The organism is Chitinolyticbacter meiyuanensis, assembly GCF_008033135.1.
Lineage (GTDB): Bacteria > Pseudomonadota > Gammaproteobacteria > Burkholderiales > Chitinibacteraceae > Chitinolyticbacter > Chitinolyticbacter meiyuanensis.
In genome coordinates, this window is the sequence record NZ_CP041335.1 from 2885182 (window position 1) to 2903084 (window position 17903).

Here is a 17903-nt window from a genome sequence, read left to right on the forward strand (position 1 = left end):
TTTTTTTCAACGACTTGCACAGAAACAAACGAGCCAACCAGCCTATGAGTGGCAGCTGCGGCCAGTGTCAGGCGAGTTGCATCCACCGCAGCAGCAGGCCAACCAGCGCGCAGGCGGCGATCACGTGGATCACATTGCGCTTGTAGCGGAACAGGGCCACCGCAGCCGCCAGCGCGATCAGCGCCGCAGCCCAGTCGAACCTGCCGGCAAAGCCCTGCGGCCACAGCACGTGGTAGCCGAAGAACAACGCCAGGTTGACGATCACCCCGACCACTGCCGCAGTGATGGCCGTCAGCGGCGCCGTGAGCTTCACCTCGTCGTGCGTCGATTCGATCAGCGGCCCACCCGCCAGGATGAAGACGAAGGATGGCAGGAAGGTGAACCAGGTAACGAGCACGGCCGCCAGCGCTCCGCCGACAAACGCAAGGTCAGGACCGAAATGGGCGCCGACATAGCCACCGACGAAGCCGACGAAGGCCACCACCATGATCAGCGGCCCCGGCGTGGTCTCGCCCAGCGCCAGGCCATCGATCATCTGCGTCGGGGTCAGCCAGCCATAATGCGTGACGGCCCCTTGATACACATAAGGCAGCACGGCATAGGCGCCACCAAAGGTCAGCAGCGCCGCCTTGGTGAAGAACCAGCCCATCTGCGTGTAGCTGTGCTGCCAGCCGAATGTGGCACTGAGCAGTGCCATCGGCAGTGCCCAGAGCAGCGCGCCCACCGCCAGCACGCGTGCCAGCGCTGCCCAGCGAAAACGCGCATGCGCCGGGGCAGGCGTGTCGTCGTCGATCAAGGCCGGGCCACAGGCCTGGCCTGCCTTGCCGTGAGCGCCACCAGCCTGGAAATGCACCGGTGCGATCCGCCCGCCCACGTACCCGATGGCGGCCGCACCCAGCACGATCAGCGGGAACGGCACATTGAGCACGAAGATCGCGATGAAGGATGCCGCCGCAACGGCCCAGAGCGCCTTGTTCTTCAGCGTGCGGCCGCCGATACGATGCGCAGCCTGCAGCACGATGGCGGTCACGGCCGGCTTGATACCGTAGAACAGCCCCGCCACCAGCGGCACATTGCCGAAGGCGATATACACCCACGACAGCGCGATCAGGATGAACAGCGAGGGCAGCACAAACAAGGCACCTGCCACGATGCCGCCCCAGCCGCGATGCATCAGCCAGCCGATATAGGTGGCCAGCTGCTGCGCCTCTGGCCCGGGCAGCACCATGCAGTAGTTGAGCGCGTGCAGGAAACGGCGCTCCGAGATCCAGCGCCGACGCTCCACCAGCTCCTGGTGCATGATGGCGATCTGCCCCGCCGGCCCGCCAAAGCTGATGAAACCGAGCTTCAGCCAGAACAGGAAGGCCTGCCAGAAGCCAACTGCGGCAGGCCGGGTATCGAGGGGTGGGTGCGATTCGGGAGCGTTCATTGTCATGGAGGGCCAGGTTGCGGGCGTACTGGCCAGCGAGGGTGTTGCCGCGCACGATAGCGTCAAACGCGGACCTCCGCATGACAGAACCATGAAACGTGCCCAGCTTCTCCGTTTCGACAGTGTCGCTCAGCCGCCCCGCAGCAGCCGGAAGCTCTGGTCCGGCGCAGCGCGGGCGCCGGGGCTCCAGCCGATGGCACGGCGGTAACTGCCCAGCAATGCATCGCGCTCCAGTTCGTGTTCGCTCACGTTGATCACACGCTCGGCAAACGGCGCCACATAGAGCGCGTCGACCGGGCAATAGGCCTCGCACATGAAGCAGGTCTGGCAATCGTGCTGGCGCGCGATCACTGGGTTGTCGCCGGGCACGACGTCGAACACATTGGTCGGGCAGATTTGCACGCACAGATCGCAATTGATGCAGCGCTCGGCGCTGACGAGCTCGATCATGCCGCTACCTCCGCTGCTTGCGGCGCCACGTGCCATGGTTCGCGATGGCTGCGCGTCCATACATGGTCGAGGCCGCCACTGTGGATGTAGTGCTGCTGCGCCGGATCCTGCGCCGTGTGGTCCAGCCGCTTGTGCATGCCGCGCGTCTCGGGGCGGGCCAGTGCACTGCGGTACATCCAGCGCGCAGTGGCCAGCATGGCGGCCGCTTCGCGCTCCTGCTGTCGCGCAATGGGATCGATGGAAGGCGCACTCTGGCGCAGGCTGCGCCAGTAGCCATCCAGCTGCGTCAGCGAGCGCTCCAGCCCCGCGCCGCTGCGGAACAGGTTCTTGGAATACGGCTGCACCTCGTGCTGCACGGCGCGCACCAGCTCCCGTGCATCCAGCACGCGGCCGCCGGACTGAGTGGCGCCGCCCGCAGCGATGGCGGAGCGCGCATACGCCCCGGCGCCCTCGCCCAATGCGAACCGGGCCGCTGCTTCTCCCGCCCAATAGCCGGACGAGGTGGCCCAGGCCGCGTTGTGGCTGCCACCGCCAGTGAAGCCGCCGCAGATCAGCTCGCGCGTGGCCGCGTCGCCGGCGGCATAGAGCCCACGCACCGTGGTAGCGCAACCGGCATCGATGAGGCGCAGCCCGCCGGTGCCGCGTACCGTGCCTTCCAGCCGCAGCGTGACCGGGAACTGCTGGGTGAAGGGATCAATGCCGACCCGGTCGAACGACAGGAAGAAATTAGGCTGGGCGCTGCGCGCATAGCGGCGGTCGTCTTCGTTCGCCAGATCAAGCAACGCGTAGACCTGGGTACCCGCCTCCAGATGGTGGGCGATGATGCTGCGCCCCTGCTTGGAGCCGGCGCCTTCGATCACGCTGCCATCCCCATAGCGGAAGGTAGCCCAGCGATAGAACGCGGACTTGGTCACCGACGAGAACGCGAGCGAGAGCCCATAGGCATTGGAGAACTCCATGCCCGACAGCTCTGCGCCGCCCTCTGCCGCCATCAAGTAACCATCACCGGTGAGCACATTGCAGCCGAGTGCATTGGAGAGAAAAGCGCAGCCGCCGGTGGCCAACACAACCGCGCCGGCACGCACCTGCCAGGCCGCGTCGCCCTGCCGGCTCGCGCCTTCGGCACCGACCACCGCGCCTTCGTCGTCGAGCAGCAGCTGCAGCGCCGGGCTTTGGTCGAGGATCTTCACGCTTGCCTGCTTCACTACCTTGCGCATCAGCTTCATGTATTCCGGCCCCTGCAGCGAGGTACGCCGCTGGCGGCCCGCATCGTCGACCGGAAACGGATAACCCCATTGCGCCACCTGCTCGAGGTTGGCATAGGTCTGGTCGAGCACGCGCTCACCCCATTCGCGATCAGCAAGATGGCCCCCCAGGGTCTCGCGGCTGGCGAGCGCGGCCTCGCGCGCCTCGGCTTCCGGCGGCACGTACCAGACGCCGGTGCCCGACGGTGCCGTTGCGCCCGAAGTGCCGACATAGCCCTTGTCCGCCAGCACCACGCGGGCACCGGATGCGGCGGCGCGCCAAGCAGCCCAACAACCGGCCGGACCACCGCCGATCACCAGCACATCGGTCTGCAAGGTGCGCACATCAGGGCGCGCGGCGCTTGTCGTCATGGGGTTCTCCTTGGTTTGGATGGAAGGCCAGTCAGGCCCGCAGGGCAATCGCAAACAAACGGGCGCCTTCCTGGGCAATCACGCCCCCCTGCCGCTGCCGATCCAGCGCCACGCGGATCTGGTCGCGAGCACGGGCGCGCAGCGGTTCGGGCAGATGGCCGAGAAAGTTGCCGAACGAGCTGGCCTGGGCAAAGGCGATGGCCGCCTCGGCGTCGTCATGGATCTGGTCGTTGGGCTGGATGTCGATGCGCGCCGCGGCGTAGCCGGCCTGGGCCAGCAAGGCGCTCAATTCGGCCGCGCAGATGCGCTGGGCCGCCCCCCGCAGCGGGTAGGCGGCATATTCGGGCCGTGTCAGCACTTCCTCACGCACGCGTTGCAGCACGCCGGGATGCTCGCGCGAGCCAGTGGCGATGCCGATGCGGCCGCCGGGGCGCAACACGCGATGGATCTGCGCCAGCGCCGCTGGCTTGTCGTCCAGCCAGTGGAACACCGCATTGAGGTAGACCACATCGAACGACGCCGGCTCGAACGCCTGTAGCGCATAGGCATTGCCTACCGCGAAGGTGAGGTTGGGCCGGCTGCGGCGCTGGGCGAGCTCGATGCGGGTGGCGAGCGGGTCGATGGCAATCACCGCGCCACCGGGCCCGACGGTATCCGCGGCACGCGCGGCCAGAAGGCCGGTGCCGCAACCGATATCGAGCAGGTGCTCGCCGGGCCGCAGCCGCAGGGCCGCCAGCAACTCCAGCCCGGCCTTGAACTGGCGCTCCTGGCTGATGGCTTCGTAATGCCGCGCAAGTTCGGGGGTATCGAGCGCAAGACTGGGGCCGGACATGTTGCCTCCGCAATGGCGGGTGGAATGCCGATGGTCGAGCACAAGCCGTGCCATGGGGTCCAAACCCGCGCCGCGCTTGGATGCGCAGCCAAGCCAGGAAAAAGCCTGGTGACACGCTTGCTGCCGGCGCAGCAGTGCCACGTGCACGCTGCTGCGTTTGGCGCAGCTGCCGGACCACGGCATCAACTGCACCGAATCCAGCAGTCCTGATCAAAATCAACCACTTGCAATACGCTCAGCATGCCTTGCGAGCGCCACAGCCCGGCGCTACAGCGCCTGCATGCGCTGGTCCGCTTCTTGCTAAATCATTCCCCCACCCAAGTGGTGGAAGCCGCACTGTCAGATTCGCATCACCAGGCCTCAATAGCGGGCCGTGGTTATAAGCGGTGAATCATAAAGTATTAAAAGTAATATCAAACCAGATTTATATTTCCTCCCATGCTTTGACGAGGACCCTTCCCCTCATGACCCGTGTTGTTTTGCTGGCCGGCAGCCCCGGCCAGCGTTCCCGTTCCACCACCCTGCTGCAGCGCGCCGGTGCCCTGCTGGCCAGCTACGGCGTCGAGCTGCAGTGGTTTGCACTGGGCGACTTTCCCAGCGACGACCTGATCTATGCCCGCTGGGACAGCCCGGCCATCAAGCGCTTCACCGAAACGGTGGCCGAAGCTGACGGTTTCGTCGTCGCGACCCCGGTCTACAAGGCCGCCTACGCCGGCTCGCTCAAGGCGGTGCTCGATCTCCTGCCCGAGCGCGCACTGGAGCAGAAGGCCGCGTTGGCCCTGGCTACGGGCGGCAGCCCCAGCCACCTGCTGGCCGTCGATTACGCGCTGCAGCCGGTGCTGTCCGCACTGAAGGCGCGCCATATCGTCGGTGGCGTGTATGCCACCGATCGCGACTTCACCGCGCAGGACGATGGCAGCTACCAGCTCGCAGAAGACATCGATACCCGGCTGCATCAGGCGATCGGTCGCCTGGTCGCCCACCTGCCCAACCCAGGCAGCGTACAACTGCATCCCGAAGAATTGCCGCGCCGCGTGGCCGCGGCACGCATCAGCATCTAACCACCAGGAGCACGACCATGAGCATCAAGTCCATCAATGTACGCAACCAGTTCCGCGGCACAATCAAGGAAATCATCGAAGGCCCGGTATTGTCGGAAGTCGATGTCTCGACCCCGGCCGGCATCGTCACCTCGGTGATCACCACCCGCTCGGTGAAGGAGCTGAATCTCAAGCCCGGCAGCGAGGTCATCGCCTTCGTCAAATCGACCGAGGTGTCGATTGCCACGTTGTAAACCGTCAGGCCATTGACCGGACGGCCACGCCGTCCGGGTTTTCCCATTCCGGACGGAGCTTCCCCCATGCCCGAGACGAGTTCCCCCCCCTTGCTGACCTTTCCCGATTCGGAGAAGAACAGCCCGCTTTCCATCCGCGCCAAGGCGCTGGTGTTCGCCGATCCGCAGTCGCGCCGCGTGCTGGCCGACGTGGAGCGCGTGGCACCCTCCGAAGCGCCAGTGCTGATCCATGGCGAAACCGGCACCGGCAAGGAGCTAGTGGCGCGCCATGTGCATCACATCAGCGGTCGGCGCGGTCCCTTCGTGGCAGTGAACTGCGGCGCGATCAGCGAGAACCTGGCCGAGGCCGAACTGTTCGGCCACGAAGCCGGCGCCTACACCGGCGCCGTCGGCAGCCGTACCGGCTGGTTCGAGGCGGCCAACGGCGGCACGCTGTTCCTCGACGAGATCGGCGATCTGCCACTGGCGCTGCAGGTGAAGCTGCTGCGCGTTCTGCAGGAGCGCGAGGTGGTGCGTGTCGGCGCACGCAAGCCTACGCCCATCGATGTGCGCCTTGTTGCCGCGACCAACGTCGACCTGGCGCAGGCGGTGCAGGCCGGCCATTTCCGCCAGGATCTCTATTACCGGCTGAACGTGGTCGCCATCACCATTCCGCCGCTGCGGCAGCGCCAGGGCGACATCCTGCCGCTCGCCGAGTACTTCCTCGGCATCTATGCGCAGAAACTCGGCCTCGCCATTCCCGACATCAGCGATTCCAGCGCCGAGGCGCTGAAACGCTACGGCTGGCCGGGCAATATCCGCGAGCTGGAGAACGTGATCCATTTCGCGCTGCTGGTGTCCTCGGGCAAGGAGATCCGCCCCGAACACCTGCGCTTCACCGGCGAGACGGTGGCCTTCCACCGCGACGGCAGCGATGCCGGCAAATCGCCGCTTGCCATCATCGAACAACAATTGCGCCAGCTGTTCGCGCAGCCGGGCGAGCAGCTCTTCAACGATCTTGAGGAGCTGATCGTGCGCTCGGCTTACCAGCACACCCGCTACAACCAAGTGCGCAGTGCCGAACTCCTGGGGGTGACGCGCAATGTGATGCGCACCCTGCTCAAGCGCTACGAGCTGCTGCCGGACCAGGAGCTGGCCCAGGCAGCCAAGTGACACGTCGGCCCCGGCGCACCCTCCACGCCCTTCGCACCGAAAGGCCGTGGTCGAGCGCCGGGCCGGCTTTATCCATACCACGAGGACGAACATGGAATACCGCAAGCTAGGCCGGACCGATCTGGAAGTGAGCCTGATCGGCCTTGGCACCATGACCTGGGGCGAGCAGAACAGCGAAGCCGAAGCGCACGCGCAGCTCGACTACGCCGTCTCGCGCGGCATCAACCTGATCGACACCGCCGAGATGTACCCGGTGCCGCCGACAGCCGAAACACAGGGCCGCACCGAGCAATACATCGGCACCTGGCTCGCCAAGCGCGGCCGCCGCGACGACGTGGTGATCGCCACCAAGGCGGCCGGCCCGCAGCGCCAGCCGCACCAGCCGCGCTATCTGCGGGGTGGCGAAGCCAAGCATGACCGCAAGAACCTGACCCAGGCGCTGCACGACAGCCTTACCCGCCTGCAGACCGATTACGTCGACCTCTATCAATTGCACTGGCCGGACCGCAGCACCAACACCTTCGGCCGCCTGGGCTACCCGTGGATCGAGCACGAGGAGACGGTGGCGATCGAGGAAACGCTGTCGGTGCTGGCCGACTTCGTCAAGGCCGGCAAGGTGCGCCACATCGGCGTCTCCAACGAAACGCCGTGGGGTCTGTCGCAGTTCGTGAAGGCCGCAGAAACGCAGGGCCTGCCGCGCATCGTGTCGATCCAGAACCCGTACAGCCTGCTGAACCGCACCTACGAGATCGGGCTATCCGAATTCAGCCACCGAGAAGAGATCGGGCTACTGGCCTATTCGCCGCTGGCCTTCGGTGTGCTCACCGGCAAATACCTGGACGGCGCCCGTCCGGCCGGCTCGCGCCTGGCGCTGTTCGACCGCTTCGTGCGCTATTCCAAGCCGCAGGCGGAGGCCGCCGTGCGCGCCTATGTCGATCTCGCAAGAAAGCACGGCCTGTCGCCGGCACAACTGGCACTGGCCTTCGTCAACAGCCGTCCGTTCACCGCCAGCAACCTGATCGGCGCAACCAACCTCGACCAGCTCAAGGAAAACATCGACAGCGTCGGCGTGAAGCTGGGCGAAGAGATCCTGACCGAGCTCGACGCGATCCACCTCAACCACCCGAACCCGGCACCCTGAGCCGATTCATGGCAAAGCAAAGCCCTGCTGCCGCAGGGCTTTTTGCTGCAAACTTAAAATTCCAAAAAGAAATAACAAAACAAATTTATATTATTTTTAACGATATTATTTGCTTGTTATCGTGAGCTTGTCCCGGCCTCAAGCCGGCAGGAGCACACGATGCAAGCCTATATCGTCGGCGCCGATACCCTCGGCAACATACCGCAGGTCCTGGCCGAATACGGCATCCGGATCGGCCACCACGTGACCGGACGCAACCCGTCGCACCAACGCACGCCCCATGGCATCAAGGGCATGGATATCGTCATCCTGTTCACCGATTTCCTCGGCCACAACGTGATGCGCAACTACCGTGATGCGGCCGAGAAACAGAATGTGCGCTTCATCGCCTGCCGCCGCTCGGTGTGCGCGCTGACGCAGACGCTGGAGCGCATCGGTGCGCCACGCTGCGCCGACTGCCCGCAACGGCTGCACTGACTGTCGATGCCACGGCCCGATCGGCGGGCCGTATGCTTGCCACTTTTCATCCTTCCTCAAACAGCCTCATGCCCCTGCGCTCCAAGCTGCCCGATGTCGGCACCACCATCTTTACCGTAATGAGCCAGCTTGCGCAGGCGCATGGCGCGATCAACCTGTCGCAGGGTTTCCCGGATTTCGCTGTCGATCCCGCCCTGCTCGCCGGTGCGAACGAGGCCATGGCAGCCGGCCACAACCAGTACGCCGCGATGCCCGGTCTGCCGGCGCTGCGCCAGGCCATCGCCGCCAAGCTGCTGGCATGCCAGGGCCTGGTCGTCGATCCCAACCGCGAGATCACCATCACCGCCGGGGCAACACAGGCACTCTACACCGCCATCGCCACCGTGCTGCATGCCAGCGACGAAGCCATCGTGTTCGATCCCTGTTACGACAGCTATGTGCCCGCCATCACCGCCCAGGGCGCGCGCGCCGTGCGGGTGCCGTTGCGCCAGCCCGATTTCGCCGTCGATTGGGAGGCGGTTGCCGCCGCCATCACGCCACGCACCCGGCTCATCATCGTCAACAACCCGAACAATCCCGCGACCAGCGTGCTCACCGTTGACGACCTAAACGCACTCTCCCGGCTCGCCGAGCGGCACGATCTCATGATCCTGGCCGACGAGGTGTACGAACACCTGGTGTTCGATGACCGGCCACATCATTCCGTCCTGGCACACCCGGCGCTGCGCGCCCGCAGCTTTGCCGTGTATTCATTCGGCAAGACCTTCCACGCCACCGGCTGGAAAGTAGGCTACTGCGTGGCGCCGCCAGCGCTGACCGAGGAGCTGCGCAAGCTGCACCAGTTCCTGGTGTTCTCGGTGAACACGCCCATGCAGCACGCACTCGCCGCCCATCTTGCCAATGCCCAACACTGGCAGGCGTTGCCGGGTTTCTATCAGGCCAAGCGCGACCGGCTGGCCAGCCACCTCATCGCCGCCGGTTTCGCCTTGCTGCCCTGCCATGGCAGCTACTTCCAGCTGGCCGACTACAGCGCCATCCGGCCGGATCTGAACGATCTCGCTTTTGCCCACTGGCTGACGGTAACCCACGGCGTCGCCACCATTCCACTCTCGCCCTTCTACGCCGAGCCGCCACAACGCCGCCTGGTGCGCTTCTGCTTCGCCAAAACGGACGAGACGCTGGCGCAGGCCGGCGCCCGCCTCGCGGCCTTGGCTCAGCGGTGAAATGTCTGCCTTCCTCCACCTCATTTCCGACAGCCGACCATGCCCAATGAACTGTTGCTGATCCTGGTCGGTGCCGCCGCGGCGGGCTTCGTGCAGGGCCTGTCGGGCTTTGCCTTTGGCATGGTGTCGATGTCACTGTGGGTGTGGTGGCTGGAGCCGCGGCTGATCGCGGTGCTGGTGGTGTTCGGCTCGCTCACCGGCCAGGGCATCGCCGCCTTGGCCGAGCGTAGTCGCGCGCCCTGGTCCGCGCTCGCACCGTATCTGCTCGGCGGCGTGATCGGCATCCCGCTGGGCGTGCTGCTGCTGCCAGCGCTGGACCCGAACCTGTTCAAGCTGTTGCTCGGGCTGATCCTCACCGTGTGGTGCCCGGTGATGCTGCTGGCCGGGCGCATGCCGCGGCTGCAGCGTGGCGGCCGGGTGGCCGATGGGCTGGCCGGCGCCGCTGGTGGCTTCATGGGCGGGCTGGGCGGCCTCACCGCGGTGATCCCCACGCTATGGTGCACGCTGCGCGGCCTCGACAAGGATGAGCAGCGCAGCATCATCCAGCGTTTCAACCTGGTGACGCTTGGCATCACCATGGCGGCCTACCTCGCCAGCGGCGTGATCGATAACCACACCGCCTCGCTGCTGCCTGCCGTCGCGCTGGCCTTGCTGCTGCCGCATCTGTTGGGCGCGCGGCTGTACCGCCACCTGAGCCAGCAGCGCTTCCGCCAGATCGTGTTGGCGCTGCTCAGCCTTTCCGGCCTTGCCATGCTGCTGGCGGCCATCGCGGCGCGGGTAGCCTAGCCGCCAACTGGCGTGGCTGGCATGCTCATGCCATCCCCCTGCACCTGGATTCACCCTCGATGTACACCCCCTCGCACTTCGCCGCCCCCAGCACCGAGGATATGCATGCGCTGATCACCGCGCAGCCGCTCGGCACCCTGGTGGTCTGTACCGCCAATGGCCTCGACGCCAATCCCATCCCGCTGGAGCTCGACCGGGCGGCCGGACCGTGGGGCACGCTGCACGGCCATGTGGCGCGGGCGAACCCGCTGTGGCACAGCTTCGATCCGCAGGTGGAGGCACTGGTGATCTTCCAGGGGCCGGATGCCTACATCAGTCCCTCCTGGTATCCGAGCAAGGCTGAGAGCGGCAAGGTGGTGCCAACCTGGAACTACGTGACTGTGCACGCCTACGGCACACTGCGCGTGATCGACGATGCGGCGTGGCTGCGGGCACAGCTGGAAGCGCTGACGGCGCGGCACGAAGCAGGGTTTGCCACGCCGTGGCAGGTGGCCGATGCACCGGCGGGCTTCATCGACAAGCTATTGCCCGCCATCGTCGGCATCGAGATCTCGATCTCGCGGCTGCAGGGCAAGTGGAAGGCCAGCCAGAATCAGCCGCGCGACAACCAGCTTGGCGTGATCGAAGGCCTGCGTGGCCAGGATGAGCCGCAGGCGACGGCCATGGCGGCGCTGGTAGCGCAGCACCGCAAGCCCTAGCGCCGGAACGCCCCCAAGCAGCGCTACTGGTCAGGGCTAAGCCGGATCCCGCGCGCGCTCCCAACGGCCGTGGACTTGCCGCTGCAGCGCCTTGAACGTGTCCGTGTCGAATGCCGGCGCCACGAAAGACAGCCAGAAATCGAGCTCGGTCCGGCATTGATTCTGGGGCAGTGCCAGGGTACGGCGCATCTGCTCGGTATCACGCTCGAATTCCGCGAGAATGGCCTTGGCAAAATCCGCGCTCCCTTCGCCCGTGGCCAGATACTCACCAAGATGGGATTCAAGCCAACCCTGGAATTGCTCTTCGCCAAATTGGCCATGGCAGCTCACCAGACGAGCAGCGGCCAAGGCGCAGGTATCGGTATGCCAGCCATAGGTTTCAATGGCCAGATCAAGGTCTCCCGCCTGATCCACCTCATGATCGAGGTCGCAACTGGTGAGGAAATCGATATAAGCGGGTATCCACTTGCGATCCAGCATCAACAACGCATTCATCGCGTGCGTACCGGCCGGCGTTTCGCAATCCGCCCAGATCCGCTCACCCCGGGCGCCATCGGCACACGCCGCCACATAAGCCAGCAACTGCGGCACCAGCGCATTGTTGCGGGCGGCCTCATTGAAGAAGGCGTGCTCCGACCATTGCTGCTGGATGGCGCCATCATCGGCGTGCAGCGCAACCTCAAAACTGAATTCAATCAAGCGCGCGTCGGCATCATCCGGGGTGCGCGCCCTCAGTTCATCGATCAATCGGACCAGCACCTGCTGGCCGAGCGCTTCGCGCAGCGGTTCACGATCAGGCCCCTGCTCGATAGGTAGCTCAACGACGCCCGACGACACCACCGCTTCGGCAACCGCGTGGATATGCAGCACAACATGCATGGTTCTATTCCTGTCGATTCAACAATCCCGAGTCGCGATGCTGCCTGATGAGCAGTGCCGTTGTCATATCTACTGGCTGCATTGTCACGGCCTACACCATCTGCGCAATTTTTTGGCAGAACCTCGCGGGAACTCAGTGGCAGAGACAGCCGGCGGCGTGGAACCATTCCGTTGCGGCACTGCCATGGCTATGTCCTGTACGCCTCGCGGCATCCATGCTGACCCTGATCAAGATCCTGCTGAGCATTCCCGTTGCCATCGGCCTGGTCTATCCGTGGCTGAACCCCGCGGCGGGTGGCGGCATGCTGGCCGAATTACAACTGCTCGGCCCCATTGGCGGCGGCGTGGCGGTCGCGGCTTTCCTGTGGCTGGTGTACCGCTACGCCCGCGATCTGCGGCGCGCCTTGCTGCGGATCTCCCCTGCTGCCCGCACAGCCTCGCCCAACAGCGTATGGCTGATGTTCCTGCTGCCGTACAACTTCATCGAGGATTTCTTCATCGTTGCGAACGTGGCGAAATCCCTGCGCGCAGAAGCGCGCCATAATCCGGCGCTGGCGGGCTTCAAATCGTTCGGCATGGTGTCGGGCATTGGCTGGTGTGCTGCACAAATCGTGTCGCTGCTGCCCAATGCGCTAGGCACCGTGGCCGGCCTGCTCGCCATCGTGCTGTGGCTTTGCCACTGGCATCTGATCCGGAGCACCAACCGGGCGCTCGCTGCTGGCGCTGCATTGCACGCTGGGCACTGAGCTTCGGCAACGTGCTGGACAAATGCGGCTAGCGTGCCCGAACCAATCGTGCAGAACTGGGTGGGTGGCCGAGGATGCGCTTGAAGGCGCGGCTGAACGACGCTTCCGAGTCATAGCCCAGCCGGTTTGCCGCCACCGCAATGCGCATGCCTTCGCGCGCGATCCACTGCCGGGCCTGGAACATCTTCACCTTGGCCACGTATTTGGCGGGGCTCTCGCCCATGGTACGTGTGAAGGCCTCGGCAAAACTGGAACGCGATGCCCCCATCAGCTGGGCCAGCGCCGGCACCGTCCAGTCCCGCTCCGGCTCGGCGTGGATGGCCGCAATCACCTTGCCGATACGCGGGCAGCGCACTGCGGCGATCCAGCCGGTGGCATCGCTGCAGCCGCATTCCACCCAGGCGCGGATGATGCTGGCAGCGAGTACATCCGCCAAACGGGCCAGCACGCCGCAAGCACCGATGCGATCGAGCGCCACTTCGCGCTCCATCGCCTCCAGCAAGGCCGGCACTGTGGGATCGCGCTGAGCCAATTCACCTGCGCGCATTACATCCGGCATCATCGCCATCAAGGGGTGCAACGGATCGAGATTGAAGCGCAATACCCCGCAGAACATCACATCGGCCGGGGTGGCGGGTTCGATGGCTCCGGCATGGGCTGCATCCGCCTCGTTGCTGCGCATCAAATAAATGTTGTCCGCCACCGGTACTCGCTGCAGTGTATCGATGGCGACCGCGGGTACGTCGGGCGAGCTGGCCATCACATGGGCACTGCCGCGCGGCAGCAGCACTGCATCGCCGGGGTTGAGCCGGACCCAGTCCATGCCCGGCGCGCACAGCCAGCCTCCACCGCGCGCCACGAAGTGAAAACGCGCCTCGCGTTGTGCCGGAAACGCCACCGCCCAGGGGGCGCGCAATACGCAACGGCCGTATTCGACCCCATCCAGGCGCAGCCCGAGCAGGACTTTGGTGAGGGTATCGACCCCGCTGGATAGCTCGGAAGACACCTTGGGCAAACCCTCGGACAAATGATCAAGCATTTCGGATTTTCCGGCATGGAAACACCAACATCTTAGCCCTAATCTGCAGGCTGTCACCACCACTACGGCAGCTCGCAAAATGACTTACGCCACTTGCAACGAACAGGCTCCTGACCCCATCACGCACGCGGCTGCGCCGCCTTCTGTCGCGAGCGCGCACTGGCCCGCCGTGGTTTCGCTGGCGCTGGGCGTGTTCGGCCTTGTAACCGCCGAATTCCTGCCTGCCAGTCTGCTCACCGCCATGGCAAGCGATCTGAACATCAGCGATGGCGCGGCCGGCCAAGCCGTGACCGCCACCGCGCTGGTCGGCGCCGTCGCCGCGCCATCGATCCCGCTGCTCACGCGCAATTTCGACCGCAAGCGGGTGATGGTGGCGCTCACCGTGCTGTTGCTGTTCTCCAACGTGTTGGCCGTATTTGCCGCCAGCTTGCCCGTGCTGTTGGCCGCCCGCGTGATGCTGGGCGTGGCGCTGGGCGGCTTCTGGTCGATGGCGGCCGCGCTGGCGATGCGGCTGGTGCCGGAACACCAGTTTGCCCGCGCCATGTCGCTGATCCTCACCGGGGTGTCGGTGGCCACCGTGTGCGCGGCGCCGGTGGGCGCCTGGATGGGCGAGCTGTGGGGCTGGCGCAGCGCCTTTGTCGCCGCCGGCGCAGTCAGCGTGATTACCTTGCTAGCGCAGCTCTTCACGATGCCGGCGCTGCCACCACGCGACAACCCCAACCTGCGCGTGCTGGGCGAGCTGCTCACCCGCCCCGGCGTGCGCGTCGCGCTGTTGGCGGTGCTGCTGGTGATCTCCGGGCACTTCGCCGGTTTCACCTATATCCGCCCGCTGATGGAGAACGTCACCCACCTGTCGGTCGGCACCATTTCGGCCATTTTGCTGGGCTACGGTATCGGAGGCTTCTTCGGCAATTTCGCCGGCGGCTGGATCGCCGAGCGTAGCGAGCGCCAGGCCATTGTGGTCGGCGGCGGCCTGATCGCCGTGCTGGCTGCCAGCCTGCTGTTGGCGGGCAGCTCGATGGTCGTCACCGCCGTGGCCGTGGTGCTGTGGGGCTTTGCCTTCGGCGCCTTCCCGGTGGGTTTCCAGACCTGGATCGTGCGCGCTGCGCCAGACCAGGCCGAGGGCGCCGGCGGCCTGCTGGTGGCGGCGTTCCAGATTGCCATCGCCAGCGGTGCCATCGGTGGCGGCCTGCTGGTGGATCACATCGGCGCGCTGGGCGGCCCGGCCTTCGCCGTCGCCACACTGACCCTGGGCACGCTGCTGACGCTGCGCTACGGCCCGCGCCCGGCCCGCACCTGAATCTCGTTGTCACCACAACAATTCTTCGACTGGAGCACTGCATGAGCACGACCAACCGCCGCATCCTGCTGGCCGCCCACCCGCACGGCCTGCCCAAGCCGACCGATTTCCGCCTCGATACCGAGCCTGTGCCGACCCCAGCCGACGGCCAGGTGCTGCTGCGCACGCTGTACCTTTCGCTGGACCCGTACATGCGCAACCTGATGGAGGAAATCGGCCCCGGCTACGCGCTACCGGTGCCGCTGGGCACGCCCATGGTCGGCGGTACGATCAGCCGGGTGGTCGCATCGCGCCATCCGCGCCTCAAGGAAGGGCAGCTGGTGCTGGCGCAGGCCGGCTGGCAGGACTACGCGCTGTCCGATGGTGGGGGCCTGTTTCTGCTGGGCGAACTGGAACAGCCCTCGCTGGCGCTGGGTGGCCTCGGCATGCCGGGCTTCACTGCCTATGTGGGCCTGTTGGATATCGGTCAACCCAAGCCGGGTGAGACGGTGGTGGTGGCCGCGGCCACCGGCGCGGTCGGCGCCGTGGTCGGACAGTTGGCGAAATTGAAGGGCGCGCGCGCGGTCGGCATCGCCGGCGGTGCGGACAAGTGCCGCTATGCGGTGGAGGTGTTGGGCTTCGATGCCTGCCTGGATAGGCACGACCCGAATTGGGCCGAGGGCCTGGCTGCCGCCTGCCCGGATGGCATCGACGTGTATTTTGAAAGCGTGGGTGGCGAGGTTCTCGATGCCGTGCTGCCGCTGTTGAACCTGGGCGCGCGCATTCCGCTGTGCGGCTTCATTTCGCACTACAACGAGCGCACCGCCAGCGGGCCGGATCGCCTGCCGCGACTGCTCGCCACGCTGCTACCCAAGCGCATCCGCATGCAGGGCTTCATCATCTTCGATCACTACGCCGAGCGCTTCGAAGCTTTCCAGCGTGACATGGGCACCTGGGTGAAGACGGGAGAAGTGAAACTGCGCGAGGACGTGGTCGACGGACTGGAAGCTGCGCCTGCCGCCTTCATCGGCCTGCTGCAGGGCCGCAACTTCGGCAAGCTGGTGGTGCGGGTGGCCGAAGATTGACACTTGGCAACGCGCCGGGAGCGGTCCGGCTCCCGGCGCAGTTGGCCTTACTTCAACGCCGCCAGATCGGCGCCAAAGTTGATATGGAAGGCCTGCCCGCCCAGCACCAAGGCCGGCACCGAGCGCACGCCGGCCGCTTCGGCCTCGGCCACGCGGGCTTTGTCCTCGCCAAGGTGCACCACCTCCAGAGTGTATTGCTGCGGATCAAGCGCATGGGCCAAACCCTGTTCAGCAGTAATGCAGACCGGGCAGCCGGCGTGGTAGAAAATAGCCTGGGTTTTCATGATGGAATCTCCTGTGTGTAGGGGGCGGTTCGCCTCGGTTTCGGGGCGGTGCAGGCCCGCAATGCCAATGGCGGCACAGGGATAATCTAGGGCTGGCCCCAGCACTCGAACAGCAGGCACTTTTCAGTGCCCGGGGCACTTTCCGGGGTAAATCACGGAACATGAACGACAAAAAAAATTCGCGCACCGGCGCATCAATCTATGGCCAGCTGGAAGACGTGGTCGGCTGCAAATGGTCAGTTTCCGTGCTGCTGGCGGTGGCAGACGGCATCACCCGCCCTGGCGCGCTGGAACGCGCGATTGAGGGCATCTCCACCAAGGTATTGTCCGAACGGCTGCGCAAGCTCGGGCAATATGGCCTCATCAGCAAGACCAGCTACGCCGAACTGCCACCACGCACCGAATACGCACTCACCGATTACGGCCGACAACTGATCGATATTCTCAGCCAGATTCGCCAGCTGGATAGCCGTATCGGCACCGGGAAAGCGCAATCGCACGACGCGGGTTAGACCTTTCCTCTGACGCGCTGTGTTATCGGCGGTACGCTGCCGGCTACTACGCCACCTGCTCCGGCAACCATTGCGCAATCTCCACACATCGCATCGACATGACCTTCCTGCGAGCACGCAAGCAAAAGCGCTCTAATAATTTCAGCCAACAGAACGGCCTAATTTGCGCTTGGGTTTTCGCCGTAGCTATGCGGTTCTAGCCATCAATTTTCATCCTACGTTTAGCAGCCTCAATGAACGATCAACTCCATACCCAAATCCTCCATCGCGCCGGTGGCTTCCTGCTGGCCGTAGGCCTCATCGACCTTGCGGTAATGGTCTATTGCATTGTCAATCGAGTCTCTTACGCTTCTAGCTTCAATCTCTTCGCGGTACTCGCGGGCTTCTTTCTCATGCGCGGTAGTCTGAGAGCGGCATCGATCGTTCGGTGGTTCGCCATTTTCATGCTGGCTGCGCTGCTCGCTCTGATTGCCGCTTGGCCGTTCATGCAGCCAGTTGGCCTCTTGCTCGCGATGGTGCGCCTAAACCCCGTCGCTTCCGCTGTCACTGTGGCGCTCGCTGCGTTCGTGCTTGCCCTGCTGTTTTGGTTAATCCATGAACTCGGGCGCAAGCCCGTGCTGGCAGCCCACACATTGGCTGGCCGCAAACTGCAAAACGCGTGTATTCCCGCATCCGCAGGGCTTGGGTTGGTTGTGGTTGTGGCCATCTTCATGTCAGTACTGCTCGGCAGTGAGGCTGCACACCGCGCAAGAGCCTTGGCGGAACAGCAATCAGGGCCAGGCTTTCAGTACCACGTTTCCTCGCTCAGTATCGCCAAGAACAGTCGAGGCACCTTCGTCTCTGGCGTTGTCGCCGCGTGGAATGAAAAGGAAATCAGGTATGTTCCCGTCCAGTGGGAAGAACACTAGAGGCTCTCTCTCATTGAGTGGATATGCTCCTGCAGGCCCCGCTTCTCTATGCATGCAGCTTATGTCAGATGGT

General features: G+C 65.0%; 20 protein-coding genes. 13 read left to right on the top strand and 7 right to left on the bottom strand.

Annotation, left to right across the window (positions count from 1 at the left end; translation table 11 throughout):
• Positions 1–67: 67 nt before the first annotated feature.
• The 4 genes from chrA to FLM21_RS13710 all read right to left on the bottom strand — a co-directional run bounded on the left by chrA (position 68) and on the right by FLM21_RS13710 (position 4327).
• A complete protein-coding gene (gene chrA / locus FLM21_RS13695; protein WP_148716101.1) occupies positions 68–1435 on the bottom strand; it encodes a chromate efflux transporter in 1368 nt (455 codons plus the stop codon).
• 123 nt (positions 1436–1558) lie between these two features.
• Positions 1559–1879: a 4Fe-4S binding protein gene (locus FLM21_RS13700; RefSeq protein WP_148716102.1), complete on the bottom strand. Its 321-nt coding sequence runs from the start codon at positions 1877–1879 to the stop codon at positions 1559–1561.
• Complete coding sequence (locus FLM21_RS13705; RefSeq protein ID WP_148716103.1) at positions 1876–3495, bottom strand: FAD-dependent oxidoreductase; 1620 nt, start codon at positions 3493–3495, stop codon at positions 1876–1878. The genes FLM21_RS13700 and FLM21_RS13705 overlap by 4 nt, the downstream gene beginning before the upstream one ends.
• Before the next feature lie 31 nt (positions 3496–3526).
• Positions 3527–4327, bottom strand: coding sequence for a class I SAM-dependent methyltransferase (locus tag FLM21_RS13710; protein WP_148716104.1), 801 nt, complete (start codon positions 4325–4327; stop codon positions 3527–3529).
• A 464-nt stretch (positions 4328–4791) separates the two neighbouring features.
• Here FLM21_RS13710 and ssuE point away from each other — a divergent pair, with 464 nt between their 5' ends.
• The 8 genes from ssuE (at position 4792) to FLM21_RS13750 (ending at position 11098) form a co-directional block, all read left to right on the top strand.
• The gene (gene ssuE / locus FLM21_RS13715) at positions 4792–5388 is read left to right on the top strand and encodes an NADPH-dependent FMN reductase (RefSeq protein WP_148716105.1); all 597 of its coding nucleotides are present in this window, start codon (positions 4792–4794) and stop codon (positions 5386–5388) included.
• Positions 5389–5405: 17 nt separating this feature from the next.
• Positions 5406–5621 (top strand): TOBE domain-containing protein, encoded by a 216-nt coding sequence (locus tag FLM21_RS13720; protein WP_148716106.1) that lies wholly within the window; start codon positions 5406–5408, stop codon positions 5619–5621.
• 66 nt (positions 5622–5687) lie between these two features.
• Entirely contained in the window at positions 5688–6773 is a 1086-nt protein-coding gene (locus FLM21_RS13725) for a sigma-54 interaction domain-containing protein (protein ID WP_148716107.1), read from the top strand.
• Positions 6774–6864: 91 nt separating this feature from the next.
• Positions 6865–7914: an NADP(H)-dependent aldo-keto reductase gene (locus tag FLM21_RS13730; RefSeq protein ID WP_148716108.1), complete on the top strand. Its 1050-nt coding sequence runs from the start codon at positions 6865–6867 to the stop codon at positions 7912–7914.
• A gap of 159 nt (positions 7915–8073) precedes the next feature.
• Positions 8074–8391, top strand: a complete 318-nt coding sequence (locus FLM21_RS13735; protein ID WP_148716109.1) for a DUF2325 domain-containing protein — start codon at positions 8074–8076, stop codon at positions 8389–8391.
• 68 nt (positions 8392–8459) lie between these two features.
• Positions 8460–9614: a methionine aminotransferase gene (locus FLM21_RS13740; protein ID WP_148716110.1), complete on the top strand. Its 1155-nt coding sequence runs from the start codon at positions 8460–8462 to the stop codon at positions 9612–9614.
• A gap of 39 nt (positions 9615–9653) precedes the next feature.
• On the top strand, positions 9654–10400 hold the full coding sequence (locus FLM21_RS13745) for a sulfite exporter TauE/SafE family protein (RefSeq protein WP_148716111.1): 747 nt from the start codon (positions 9654–9656) through the stop codon (positions 10398–10400).
• Between the two features lie 59 nt (positions 10401–10459).
• Positions 10460–11098: an FMN-binding negative transcriptional regulator gene (locus FLM21_RS13750; protein WP_148716112.1), complete on the top strand. Its 639-nt coding sequence runs from the start codon at positions 10460–10462 to the stop codon at positions 11096–11098.
• A 36-nt stretch (positions 11099–11134) separates the two neighbouring features.
• Here FLM21_RS13750 and FLM21_RS13755 read toward each other — a convergent pair whose 3' ends face one another.
• Positions 11135–11845, bottom strand: a complete 711-nt coding sequence (locus FLM21_RS13755; protein ID WP_222846701.1) for a hypothetical protein — start codon at positions 11843–11845, stop codon at positions 11135–11137.
• A gap of 347 nt (positions 11846–12192) precedes the next feature.
• On the opposite strand from FLM21_RS13755, the gene FLM21_RS13760 reads away from it, so the two are divergent.
• Positions 12193–12723 (top strand): hypothetical protein, encoded by a 531-nt coding sequence (locus FLM21_RS13760; RefSeq protein WP_148716114.1) that lies wholly within the window; start codon positions 12193–12195, stop codon positions 12721–12723.
• Between the two features lie 28 nt (positions 12724–12751).
• Here FLM21_RS13760 and FLM21_RS13765 read toward each other — a convergent pair whose 3' ends face one another.
• Positions 12752–13762: an AraC family transcriptional regulator gene (locus tag FLM21_RS13765; RefSeq protein WP_148716115.1), complete on the bottom strand. Its 1011-nt coding sequence runs from the start codon at positions 13760–13762 to the stop codon at positions 12752–12754.
• A 79-nt stretch (positions 13763–13841) separates the two neighbouring features.
• Here FLM21_RS13765 and FLM21_RS13770 point away from each other — a divergent pair, with 79 nt between their 5' ends.
• Both FLM21_RS13770 and curA read left to right on the top strand, forming a co-directional pair.
• Entirely contained in the window at positions 13842–15062 is a 1221-nt protein-coding gene (locus FLM21_RS13770; RefSeq protein WP_148716116.1) for an MFS transporter, read from the top strand.
• Positions 15063–15103: 41 nt separating this feature from the next.
• Entirely contained in the window at positions 15104–16126 is a 1023-nt protein-coding gene (gene curA, locus FLM21_RS13775) for an NADPH-dependent curcumin/dihydrocurcumin reductase (RefSeq protein ID WP_148716117.1), read from the top strand.
• Positions 16127–16173: 47 nt separating this feature from the next.
• Here curA and FLM21_RS13780 read toward each other — a convergent pair whose 3' ends face one another.
• Positions 16174–16410 (bottom strand): thioredoxin family protein, encoded by a 237-nt coding sequence (locus tag FLM21_RS13780; protein ID WP_148716118.1) that lies wholly within the window; start codon positions 16408–16410, stop codon positions 16174–16176.
• A 161-nt stretch (positions 16411–16571) separates the two neighbouring features.
• On the opposite strand from FLM21_RS13780, the gene FLM21_RS13785 reads away from it, so the two are divergent.
• Both FLM21_RS13785 and FLM21_RS13790 read left to right on the top strand, forming a co-directional pair.
• Positions 16572–16922, top strand: a complete 351-nt coding sequence (locus tag FLM21_RS13785; protein WP_148716119.1) for a winged helix-turn-helix transcriptional regulator — start codon at positions 16572–16574, stop codon at positions 16920–16922.
• A 233-nt stretch (positions 16923–17155) separates the two neighbouring features.
• Positions 17156–17830 (top strand): hypothetical protein, encoded by a 675-nt coding sequence (locus FLM21_RS13790; protein ID WP_148716120.1) that lies wholly within the window; start codon positions 17156–17158, stop codon positions 17828–17830.
• Positions 17831–17903: the final 73 nt, after the last annotated feature.

Coding starts and splice junctions, on each gene's coding strand:
- chrA (WP_148716101.1), bottom strand. CDS start 1,435: ATGACAATGAACGCTCCCGAATCGCACCCACCCCTCGATACCCGGCCT.
- FLM21_RS13700 (WP_148716102.1), bottom strand. CDS start 1,879: ATGATCGAGCTCGTCAGCGCCGAGCGCTGCATCAATTGCGATCTGTGC.
- FLM21_RS13705 (WP_148716103.1), bottom strand. CDS start 3,495: ATGACGACAAGCGCCGCGCGCCCTGATGTGCGCACCTTGCAGACCGAT.
- FLM21_RS13710 (WP_148716104.1), bottom strand. CDS start 4,327: ATGTCCGGCCCCAGTCTTGCGCTCGATACCCCCGAACTTGCGCGGCAT.
- ssuE (WP_148716105.1), top strand. CDS start 4,792: ATGACCCGTGTTGTTTTGCTGGCCGGCAGCCCCGGCCAGCGTTCCCGT.
- FLM21_RS13720 (WP_148716106.1), top strand. CDS start 5,406: ATGAGCATCAAGTCCATCAATGTACGCAACCAGTTCCGCGGCACAATC.
- FLM21_RS13725 (WP_148716107.1), top strand. CDS start 5,688: ATGCCCGAGACGAGTTCCCCCCCCTTGCTGACCTTTCCCGATTCGGAG.
- FLM21_RS13730 (WP_148716108.1), top strand. CDS start 6,865: ATGGAATACCGCAAGCTAGGCCGGACCGATCTGGAAGTGAGCCTGATC.
- FLM21_RS13735 (WP_148716109.1), top strand. CDS start 8,074: ATGCAAGCCTATATCGTCGGCGCCGATACCCTCGGCAACATACCGCAG.
- FLM21_RS13740 (WP_148716110.1), top strand. CDS start 8,460: ATGCCCCTGCGCTCCAAGCTGCCCGATGTCGGCACCACCATCTTTACC.
- FLM21_RS13745 (WP_148716111.1), top strand. CDS start 9,654: ATGCCCAATGAACTGTTGCTGATCCTGGTCGGTGCCGCCGCGGCGGGC.
- FLM21_RS13750 (WP_148716112.1), top strand. CDS start 10,460: ATGTACACCCCCTCGCACTTCGCCGCCCCCAGCACCGAGGATATGCAT.
- FLM21_RS13760 (WP_148716114.1), top strand. CDS start 12,193: ATGCTGACCCTGATCAAGATCCTGCTGAGCATTCCCGTTGCCATCGGC.
- FLM21_RS13765 (WP_148716115.1), bottom strand. CDS start 13,762: ATGCTTGATCATTTGTCCGAGGGTTTGCCCAAGGTGTCTTCCGAGCTA.
- FLM21_RS13770 (WP_148716116.1), top strand. CDS start 13,842: ATGACTTACGCCACTTGCAACGAACAGGCTCCTGACCCCATCACGCAC.
- curA (WP_148716117.1), top strand. CDS start 15,104: ATGAGCACGACCAACCGCCGCATCCTGCTGGCCGCCCACCCGCACGGC.
- FLM21_RS13780 (WP_148716118.1), bottom strand. CDS start 16,410: ATGAAAACCCAGGCTATTTTCTACCACGCCGGCTGCCCGGTCTGCATT.
- FLM21_RS13785 (WP_148716119.1), top strand. CDS start 16,572: ATGAACGACAAAAAAAATTCGCGCACCGGCGCATCAATCTATGGCCAG.
- FLM21_RS13790 (WP_148716120.1), top strand. CDS start 17,156: ATGAACGATCAACTCCATACCCAAATCCTCCATCGCGCCGGTGGCTTC.